8 protein-coding genes are annotated in these 8,606 nt (G+C 65.5%); 5 read left to right on the top strand and 3 right to left on the bottom strand.

What is annotated here, in order from left to right; translation table 11 throughout:
* Together ACOJSI_RS17435 and ACOJSI_RS17430 are read left to right on the top strand one after the other, a co-directional pair.
* The coding region (locus ACOJSI_RS17435) for a Ca2+-dependent phosphoinositide-specific phospholipase C (RefSeq protein WP_420139581.1) at positions 1–752 on the top strand (752 nt) is incomplete at its 5' end.
* Positions 749–1,972 carry a histidine-type phosphatase gene (locus tag ACOJSI_RS17430; protein WP_420139580.1) on the top strand — a complete coding sequence of 408 codons (1,224 nt, stop codon included), beginning with the start codon at positions 749–751 and terminating at the stop codon, positions 1,970–1,972. The genes ACOJSI_RS17435 and ACOJSI_RS17430, both read left to right, overlap by 4 nt.
* An 8-nt stretch (positions 1,973–1,980) precedes the next feature.
* Here ACOJSI_RS17430 and ACOJSI_RS17425 read toward each other — a convergent pair whose 3' ends face one another.
* Positions 1,981–3,447, bottom strand: coding sequence for a CHAD domain-containing protein (locus tag ACOJSI_RS17425; RefSeq protein ID WP_420139579.1), 1,467 nt, complete (start codon positions 3,445–3,447; stop codon positions 1,981–1,983).
* A gap of 136 nt (positions 3,448–3,583) precedes the next feature.
* Here ACOJSI_RS17425 and ACOJSI_RS17420 point away from each other — a divergent pair, with 136 nt between their 5' ends.
* A complete protein-coding gene (locus ACOJSI_RS17420; RefSeq protein WP_420139578.1) occupies positions 3,584–4,717 on the top strand; it encodes a M23 family metallopeptidase in 1,134 nt (377 codons plus the stop codon).
* A gap of 21 nt (positions 4,718–4,738) precedes the next feature.
* Here the strand turns inward: ACOJSI_RS17420 and ACOJSI_RS17415 are convergent, their stop codons facing one another.
* Entirely contained in the window at positions 4,739–5,290 is a 552-nt protein-coding gene (locus ACOJSI_RS17415) for a DUF4303 domain-containing protein (RefSeq protein ID WP_420139577.1), read from the bottom strand.
* A 49-nt stretch (positions 5,291–5,339) separates the two neighbouring features.
* Complete coding sequence (locus ACOJSI_RS17410; protein ID WP_420139576.1) at positions 5,340–6,671, bottom strand: MFS transporter; 1,332 nt, start codon at positions 6,669–6,671, stop codon at positions 5,340–5,342.
* Positions 6,672–6,840: 169 nt separating this feature from the next.
* Between ACOJSI_RS17410 and cyoA the strand changes: the two genes are divergently transcribed.
* Together cyoA and ACOJSI_RS17400 are read left to right on the top strand one after the other, a co-directional pair.
* Positions 6,841–8,016, top strand: a complete 1,176-nt coding sequence (cyoA, locus tag ACOJSI_RS17405; RefSeq protein WP_420139575.1) for a ubiquinol oxidase subunit II — start codon at positions 6,841–6,843, stop codon at positions 8,014–8,016.
* Positions 8,017–8,032: 16 nt separating this feature from the next.
* Positions 8,033–8,606 (top strand): cbb3-type cytochrome c oxidase subunit I (locus ACOJSI_RS17400; RefSeq protein ID WP_420139574.1); only part of this gene is annotated, 574 nt, incomplete at its 3' end.

Raw genomic sequence — 8,606 nt, 5'->3', positions numbered from 1 at the left:
AGTCGGGCTACAAGGTGTTCCACATCCCCGACGTGGACTATCTGAGCGGCTGCGTGACGCTGGTGCGATGCCTGCGCGAGATCGACGCCTGGTCGCGGGCCCATCCGCGCCACCTGCCGATCATGATCACGATCAACGCTGCCGACATGCCGTCGGAACGGCCGGGCATCTCCTCCCCCTTGCCGCTGGACAATGCCGCGTTGCTGGATGCGCTGGATGCGGAAATACGATCGGTGCTGGCGCCGTCCCGCCTGATCACGCCGGACGACATTCGCGGCAATGCGCCATCGCTCCGCGACGCCGTCCGCGCCAAGGGCTGGCCGAGCCTCGAGGTGGCACGTGGGCGTATCTACTTCCTGTTCGATGTGCGGCAGGCGGTGTCCGATGCCTATCGGGCTGGTCATCCAAATTTGGCCGGACGCGTCATGTTCGGCTGGTACCCGCCGGAGCAGCCCGAGGCCGCCGTCGAGATCGTGCAGGACCCAGTGGTGGACGGCGCCAAAATCAAGGATTGGGTGCGACAGGGCGTGATCGTCCGGACGCGGACCGATGCGAATACGGTCGAAGCGCGCCGGCATGACCTGAGCAAGGCGCAGGCGGCCATGGCCAGCGGCGCGCAGGCGGTCAGCACGGATTATTATCCGGGCGCGCCCGATCCAGCGCATCTCGGCTTCGTCGTGACGCTGCCGGACAAGGCGATGGCACGGTGCAGCCCGGTGCGGGTCGCGGCGGGATGCCGGCTGAAGCCGTGAGCCGACGGGCGCCGCGCCGCGCGACGCTCCTGATCGGTGCGCTGCTGCTGGGCTCCGTCGCGACGCCGGTCGAGGCAGGGCCGAAGCTGGTCGTCGAGCGGGTCGTGATGATCATGCGGCACGGCATCCGGGCCCCACTTGCCGGCGAAGTGCCGGACGGTACCCGCACGGGCTTGCCGTGGCCGCAATGGCCGGTGGCGGAAAGCCGCATCACCCCGCATGGCGTGCGCGCCTTGTCGATCGTCGCTGCGACCGATCGCGCGCGATTGGCGCGAGAGGGTCTACTGCCGGCGACGGGCTGCCCTGCCCCAGGCGCGGTGCGGATCCGGACCAACAGCTCCGACCGCACGGTCGCCAGCGGCGAGGCCTATGCCGCGAGTTTCGCGCCGGGATGTCGACTGCCGATCGAGCATCGGCCGATCGGCACGGTCGACCCTGTGTTCGAGCCGCTGCGTGCGCGCGCGACCGCCTTCGATGCTCGGGCGGCGGTGCGCGCGATCAACCAGGAGACGGGCGGCATGACGGCCCTTGCAGCCCGCCATCGGCAGGCATTGACGCTGCTAGACGGGATCCTGGGCTGCACGCCGCGCGGGACGAGCTGTCTGCCAGCGGGCGCCCCCGCCCTGGCGCCGAGTGCCGACGGGCATGATCTGACGCTGTCCGGCCCGATCCGTACCGCATCCGGCATCGCCCAGGTGTTGCTGCTCCAATATGTCGAGGGGCTGCCCGCCACGCAGGTCGGCTGGGGCCATGCCGATCCGACGACATTGCGGCGGCTGGGATCCTTGCATGCCGCCCTGTTCACGGTCTTCACCCATTCGCCCTATATGGCGGCGCATCAGGCGGCCGCGCTAGGGCGTGCGACCCTGCAGGCACTCAAAGAGCCGAACGGCCCGCCGCTGACGATATTGATGGGGCATGACACGAACGTCACCGCGCTCGCCGCCGCCCTGCGGATCGAATTGCGGGCACCCGGCTATGCCACCAACGACGTACCGCCGGGCGCCGCGCTGGTGCTGGAGATGCTGCGCGACGTGCGTGACGGGCAGCGCTTCGTGCGGATATCCTACCGGACGCAAAGCCCGCAAAGCTTGCGTGGACTCACAAGGAGCGTAACACAGACCCCCATGCCGGTGCCGGGTTGCGGAGCACAGCTCTGCCGTTCGGACCGCTTCGCCGCGCTGCTAAAGGGCCGGCTCGCTCCGCTGGTCGAGCCTTAAGAGGTCCATCAACGCCAGAACGGCTTTACGTCGCAGAGGATCTCGTGCGCCTCCTTTGCCCTGCGCAGCAGCTTGGCGCGACGCTTGGGCGAACTGTCGTCCTGCGCCAGATCGATGCCCCAGCGCGCGTAGACGATCGGGGCATGGACGAGATCGTTGAGATCGCCGAGATGCGTTTGCAGCGCTTCAAGCGCCTTCAGGAAATTCCTTGCACGTCGCTCAGGCTTCTTGCCGGGAAAGAGGCTGGCAAAGAATTCAGAGGCATAGCGCAGCTTCTTGGCAAGGATGCGGACCTCGTGCCGCGCCTCGTCGTTCAGCTTCGCAAGGTCGCGCCCCTCCCGCTTGAGGCGGCGCCGCAATTTCTGCAAGGTCGCCGCCGCAAACGATTCCGCCGGGCGATCACGCACGGGATGACGGGTTTCTTGCATGCGCCAGCCGCCGATCGCGAGCCATTCGGACATATCGATCATCAACGTGCGCGTCCGTATCGACGCCAGCGCGGCATGGACCTCCGCATAGGCCTGCGCGCGGGCCGGCAGCAGCGCCCCGACATCCCGACCGTCTTGCCTGGCCAGAAGGACATCGAGATCCCGGGCGTCGCCCAAGGTGGCGGCAAGCCACCGTAACTCGTCACGGAAGTGATCGAAGCGCGCGTCGCTCAAAGCCGGCTTGAAGATGGACAAGGCGGAGCGGAGACGCCGGAGCGCAACGCGTGCCTGATGGAGCGGCTCCGCTCCGTCATGTCGCAGCAGGATATCCTCATTCAGGCGGAAGTGGCGCAGGCAAGCACCGGTGACCGCCTGAAAGGCCTCGGCGACGGTGACCTCTCCCGTCAGCGCAATGGGTGGCGCTTTCACCGAAGCAGGCAGATCGCCGGACGCGAGACGATAGCCCCGCTCCGATTTGGACAGCACGCCGAGCCGCAGCGGCGCGATTTCGTTCAACGCGCGCGCCAAGTCGAACAAGGCTTGAGCGCGCCCGTCCTTCAGCTCCAGTTCCACCTCGTTCACCGCCAAGGTGCGGCCCGATCCCGATAATTTCCCGCGGTCGAGTACGATCTCCACATCGCCGCCATCATAGGCCAATCGGCCGGTTGCCCGCGTCATATCTCCGACGAACAAGGGCGCGATGGTGCGCAGCAAAGCCGCATCGATCAGTGTCGACAGCGGCCCCGCAGCGTCGTCGATCTGTGGGGTGCCCGTAGGCAGTTCGCGTTCCCATTCGGGGCGGGCGAACAGCCCGGCCGCAGCCGAGCCCTCCGCCTTCACGGTCTGTACGAAGCGGTCGCCGATCTGGCGAACGCGCAGCGATAGACCTGCGCGATGCAGATCCTGATCCGGCGTATCGAAATAGGTCGAAATTTCGTGACGTGCGGTGAGGCCAGCGTCAGCCAAAAGCGCGGCATGAGCCAAGCCGTCCAGCGCCGCAGGCTCCGCCTCCAGCTTCAGCTCAAGCTCGAGATCGCCGGTCGTCATCATTGCTCCTTCTGCCACACCGCCGCAGCTCATGAACCGCGCAGGAGCACCTTCGATCCTTGCGCGGCGACATGCGTGGTCGCTGCACCACCAACATGATAAAAGTGCGACAAAGGATCATATCGAGGAGCAGCGCATGAAGATCGGACTGATCCTTCCCCTTCTTGCCGCCGGGACGATCCTGCCTGTGTCCGCCGAGACGATCCAGTCGCTGGACGTAGCAATCCCGTCGATCTCTTCGCCCGTCTCGAGCGACGGCAAGAGGCTCCTCGCCTTCGAGGTGCATGCGACCAACGTCACCGGCGTCCCTTTGCGGCTCCGCAACCTTCGGATCATCGGCGCGGACGACGGGCAGCTTATCGCCGCCTATTCCGGCGAAGCGCTCAGGCGGCGAGTGGTGCAGCGGAACGCGCTATCAGGCTCCAGTTCCAGTTCGGAGATAGTGGCAGCAGGCGGACGCGCGATCGTCTATGTCGAAGCGGACTTGGCAGCCGCGAAAAGCATCCGCGAGGTACGGGTCGAAATGGAAGGGACCGCATCGGATGGGCGGCCCTTCATGTTACGATCGCCTGAGGCTGCGGTGGATCGCACCAGCATCCCAATCCTGGCGCCGCCCTTTGCTAAAGGCACCTGGGTGGCGGTGCACGATCCGAGCTGGGCCCGCGGACATCGCCGCGTGATTTATACATTAGCGGGCCGTGCGCGCATTCCCGGCCGATACGCGGTCGATTGGGTTGGTGTCGACGGACAAGGCCGAACCAGCACGGGTAACCCGGATCGTCCTGCGGACGCCGTGGGCTATGGCGCGCCCGTCCTGGCAGGGGCAGATGGAGTGGTGACGGCCACACGTGGCGATATGCTGGAGGCGCGCTCGATCGCGGGCAATCCGGCCCATGCGCTGGGCGACGGCAGCGGCAATTACGTGGTACTTCGCGTGGCACGCGACCGCTATGCCTTCTATGAGCATCTGCAGCCCGGAAGCCTGCTCGTGCGCGTCGGCGATCATGTCCGCGTGGGACAGCAGATCGGCGCTCTAGGCTTCACGGGCGACACGACCGGCCCGCATCTGCATCTCCACATGGCGGATTGCTCCTCACCATTGGCGTGCGAAGGCGTTCCCTTCCTGATGATGGGGATGACCGATGTCGGGCGCTACCGATCGCTGTCGGATCTGGGGGTCACGCGGTGGCAGGACGACCAAGCGCGCGGACGCCTCGGCCCCGAATGGCCCGGCTATAATGTCGTGATGCGATTTGATTCCGCTGGCTGAGGCTAGCGCCGGCGCGGCCGATCAATCACCTTCCGGCATCGATTGGGCATCATTTAAAGCACTCGCATAGCGCGCCAGGAAAGCATCCAGCAACGGCGGCGGGTTCAGGCGCATCGCAGATGCATTCTCGACCGCTTCGGCATCGTCGCTGTCGGTCAGCGTAATGAACAGGGTAATGCCGGCAAGCGCCTCCGCCCGCTCGCGCCGCAGATGTTCGAGCGCGACCGTCATGGCCTCGCCCAATTCGACGCGCGTCGGCCCTTCATAATCCCAAAGAAGGTCGCAGACCGGCTTGAAGAGATCCCAGCTGTAATTCTCGTTGCGCCATTCGCCGACACCCCAGCGGTACCATCCCGTCATGTTGGGATGCATATCCTCGTCCGGCTCGGTCTCCGCGGCGAGGCGCGCCGCAAACCATTCTTCGGTATTGGCCGCGAGGCTCGCGCCGTTCCAGTCGTCGTCGGTGACCAGGGCTAGGGCATAAAGCCGCTCGCCGTCGAGTTCGCGTAGCAGATCGTCGACAGCAGCGATTGTGGCCTGCGTGAGCTGCCGGGTGATATCGTCCCAATTCATTGCCGTCTCCCGCCCCCCACGGAGGGTTAGCAGCCGGCGGGCGGCAACCCTAGCCCTGCTTGCGCGCGAATTCCTTGTTGATGGCGAGTGCTGCCAGCGTGCAGACCGCACCCGACAGCAGGTAGGTGCCGACCGACCACAAGCCGAAGCGGCTCGCGAGGAACAGAGCGGCGAGCGGCGCAAAGCCCGCACCCAACAGCCAAGCCGAATTGGCGACGATCGCGGCGCCGGTATAGCGATGCTGCGACGGGAAGCTGCCGTTCACCGCCCCGGACGCCTGACCGAACGCCAGACCCAGCAGGATGAAGCCGACCAGCGTATAGATCGCCTCGCCGAAGCTGCCCGCGTTCAGCAGCTGTGGCGCAAAACCGCTATAGGCGCCGATCAGAACCGCCGACACGCCCAGCACGGCGCGGCGGCCGACCCGATCCGCAATGAAGCCGGATGCGAGCATGGCCATCACGCCGACCACGGCGCCGCCGGCTTCGATGATCAGGAAACGGATCGGCTGCTCGCCTTCCCGGAGCGTAACCCAGGACAGCGGAAACACCGTAACGAGGTGGAACAGCGCAAAGCTGGCGAGCGGCGCAAAGGCGCCCAGCACGATCGTGCGCCATTCGCTGAACAGCGTCTCGAACGCGGGGGAAGGCTGCAATTCGCGATTTTCGAACAGCCGCTCAAACTCCGGCGTGGCGACGAGTCGCAGCCGCGCGAACAGCGCCACGACGTTAATCGCCAGCACCACGAAGAAGGGATAGCGCCAGCCCCAGCTCAGGAAATCCGGCATGGACAGGAAGGAGAGGAAATAGGCGAACAGGCCGATCGCGACCAGCAGGCCGAGTGGCGCGCCAAGCTGGGGGATCATCGCATACCAGCCACGGCGATCCTCCGGCGCGTTCAGCGACAGAAGCGACGGCAGACCGTCCCAGGCCCCGCCCAGCGCCACGCCCTGGCCTACCCGGAAGATACCGAGCAGGATCGCCGAGAGTGCGCCCACCTGATTGTAGCTGGGCAGCAAGGCGATCGCCATGGTCGAGCCACCGAGCAGGAACAGTGCGATCGTGAGCTTGACGCCGCGACCGTGATTGCGGTCGATCCACATGAACAGCAGCGTGCCGAACGGCCGCGCCACGAACGCCAAGGCGAACAGCGCGAAGGAATAAAGCGTGCCCGTCAGCGCATCGACGTAAGGGAAGACGACGGCCGGAAACACCAGCACGGACGCCAACGCATAGACGAAGAAGTCGAAGAATTCGCTGGTACGCCCGATGATGACGCCGATCGCGATCTCGCCCGGTGCGATGCGGTGATCGCGGGCGTTGACCAGCCGCGCATCGCGCTCAAGGGCCGTCGAATTCGACGCGGCGATCGGTGCCGTCATACTATCATGCTCCTGCGGGTGACCCGCCTTCAAACCACGTTGTACCCAAACCTGCACCAACGTGCACGTACGGGTCGCCACTAGCGCTCCTGTGCCCTATAGCAGAGTGCAGCGGCATTGGACAAAATGTCCAATGTAGCGCAGTCCACGGACGGCCTAGGGCACGATCATGCGCGAATACCTGCCTAACTTGCGACGCTTGGGCCGCCTGCCCCTGCTCGGATCGCTCCTTCTGCTCGCCGCGTGCAGCAGAGATGTGCTGAACCCCGCGGGCGATGTGGCCCTGCAGCAACGCAACCTGATCTATGCGTCGACCGCGTTGATGCTGCTGATCATTGTGCCGGTCATTTTGCTGATCGTGCTCTTCGCCTGGCGCTATCGCGCGAGCAACAAGGACGCGACCTACGATCCCGATTTCGACCATTCGACGTCGCTGGAGCTCGTGATCTGGTCGGCCCCGCTGCTGATCATCATCGCTCTGGGCGCGCTCACCTGGTCGAGCACCCATCTGCTCGATCCGTTCCGCCCACTCGATCGAGTCGCGGCCGGCCGGCCGCTGGATCCGAAGGTGGCGCCGCTGCGCGTCCAGGTGGTCTCGCTCGATTGGAAATGGCTGTTCATCTATCCGGAACAGGGCATCGCGACGGTCAACGAGCTGGTCCTGCCAGTGGATCGCCAGGTTCGCTTCGACATCACGTCCAGCAACATGATGAACAGCTTCTACGCGCCTACGATGGCCGGCATGGTCTATGCGATGCCGGGGATGCGCAGCACGCTCCACGCCGTGCTGAACCGCCCAGGCGAGTATGAAGGTTTTTCGGCCAATTATAGCGGCGCCGGATTCTCCGACATGCGCTTCAAGCTGCGGGGCGTCGACCAGGCGGGCTTCGATCGCTGGGTCGGCGAGACCAAGGCCGGCGGCCAAGGCCTGGCGACGGGCGATTATCTTGCGCTGGAAAAGCCGAGCGAGAAGGTTCCGGCGATGCATTTCGCGAGCGTCATGCCCGGCCTGTTCGATCGCGTCGTCAATCGCTGCGTTGCACCGGGCACGCCCTGCATGAGCGATGTGATGGCGCATGACCAGCGCGCCGGCGGCGGCAATCCGCATGACATGCGGGCCGGTGCCGGCATGCCCGAAGGCCGCGCCACGCCTCCGCCGCGGGGCACGAAGCCGGAAGGCGCGCTGTTCAAGGACAGCAAGGATATCGCCCCCGGCCCGAACGTGACCAAGCCGCGTAAGCCTGGCGCACCGGGCGTGACCGATCCTGCTTCCAAGCGGAACCGCGACATGTCTTTCCTCCATCTTCCCACCATGCCGGGCACATCCGGCGTGGCGCGCGGCTGAGCCGCCGGAGCCCCCCATGTTCAGTGAAACCCTCCTCAAGACCGTCTTCGGCAGACTGTCCTTCGAATCCTTCCCGATCCACGAGCCGATCCTGCTCGTCACGTTCATCGTGGTGACGCTGGGCGGCGCGGCGCTTCTCGGTGCCGTGACCTATTTCCGCCTGTGGGGCTGGCTGTGGCGCGAATGGTTCACCAGCGTGGACCATAAGAAGATCGGGATCATGTACATGATCCTGGGCATCATCATGCTGCTGCGGGGCTTTGCCGACGCGCTGATGATGCGGACGCAGCAGGCGATCGCGTTCGGCGCGAACCAGGGCTATTTGCCCGCGCACCATTATGACCAGGTGTTCAGCGCCCACGGCACGATCATGATCTTCTTCGTGGCGATCCCGCTGGTCGTGGGCATCATCAACTATGTCATGACGCTGCAGATCGGCGCGCGCGACGTGGCCTTCCCGTTCCTCAACAATCTCAGCTTCTGGCTTACGGTCGCGGGCGCGCTGCTCGTCATGATCTCGCTGTTCGTCGGCGAGTTCTCGCGCGGCGGGTGGCTCAACTACGTGCCGGTCAGCAACCTGGAGAACAGCC

This window comes from Sphingomonas sp., from assembly GCF_048595155.1.
In the GTDB taxonomy this organism is placed as follows: Bacteria; Pseudomonadota; Alphaproteobacteria; order Sphingomonadales; family Sphingomonadaceae; genus Sphingomonas_I.
This window is presented reverse-complemented; position numbering and strand designations above follow the sequence as displayed.

Bases quoted from the DNA above. Each gene is read 5' to 3' on its own strand.
- ACOJSI_RS17420 (WP_420139578.1), top strand. From the start codon at position 3,584: ATGAAGATCGGACTGATCCTTCCCCTTCTTGCCGCCGGGACGATCCTG.
- cyoA (WP_420139575.1), top strand. From the start codon at position 6,841: ATGCGCGAATACCTGCCTAACTTGCGACGCTTGGGCCGCCTGCCCCTG.
- ACOJSI_RS17425 (WP_420139579.1), bottom strand. From the start codon at position 3,447: ATGACGACCGGCGATCTCGAGCTTGAGCTGAAGCTGGAGGCGGAGCCT.
- ACOJSI_RS17415 (WP_420139577.1), bottom strand. From the start codon at position 5,290: ATGAATTGGGACGATATCACCCGGCAGCTCACGCAGGCCACAATCGCT.
- ACOJSI_RS17410 (WP_420139576.1), bottom strand. From the start codon at position 6,671: ATGACGGCACCGATCGCCGCGTCGAATTCGACGGCCCTTGAGCGCGAT.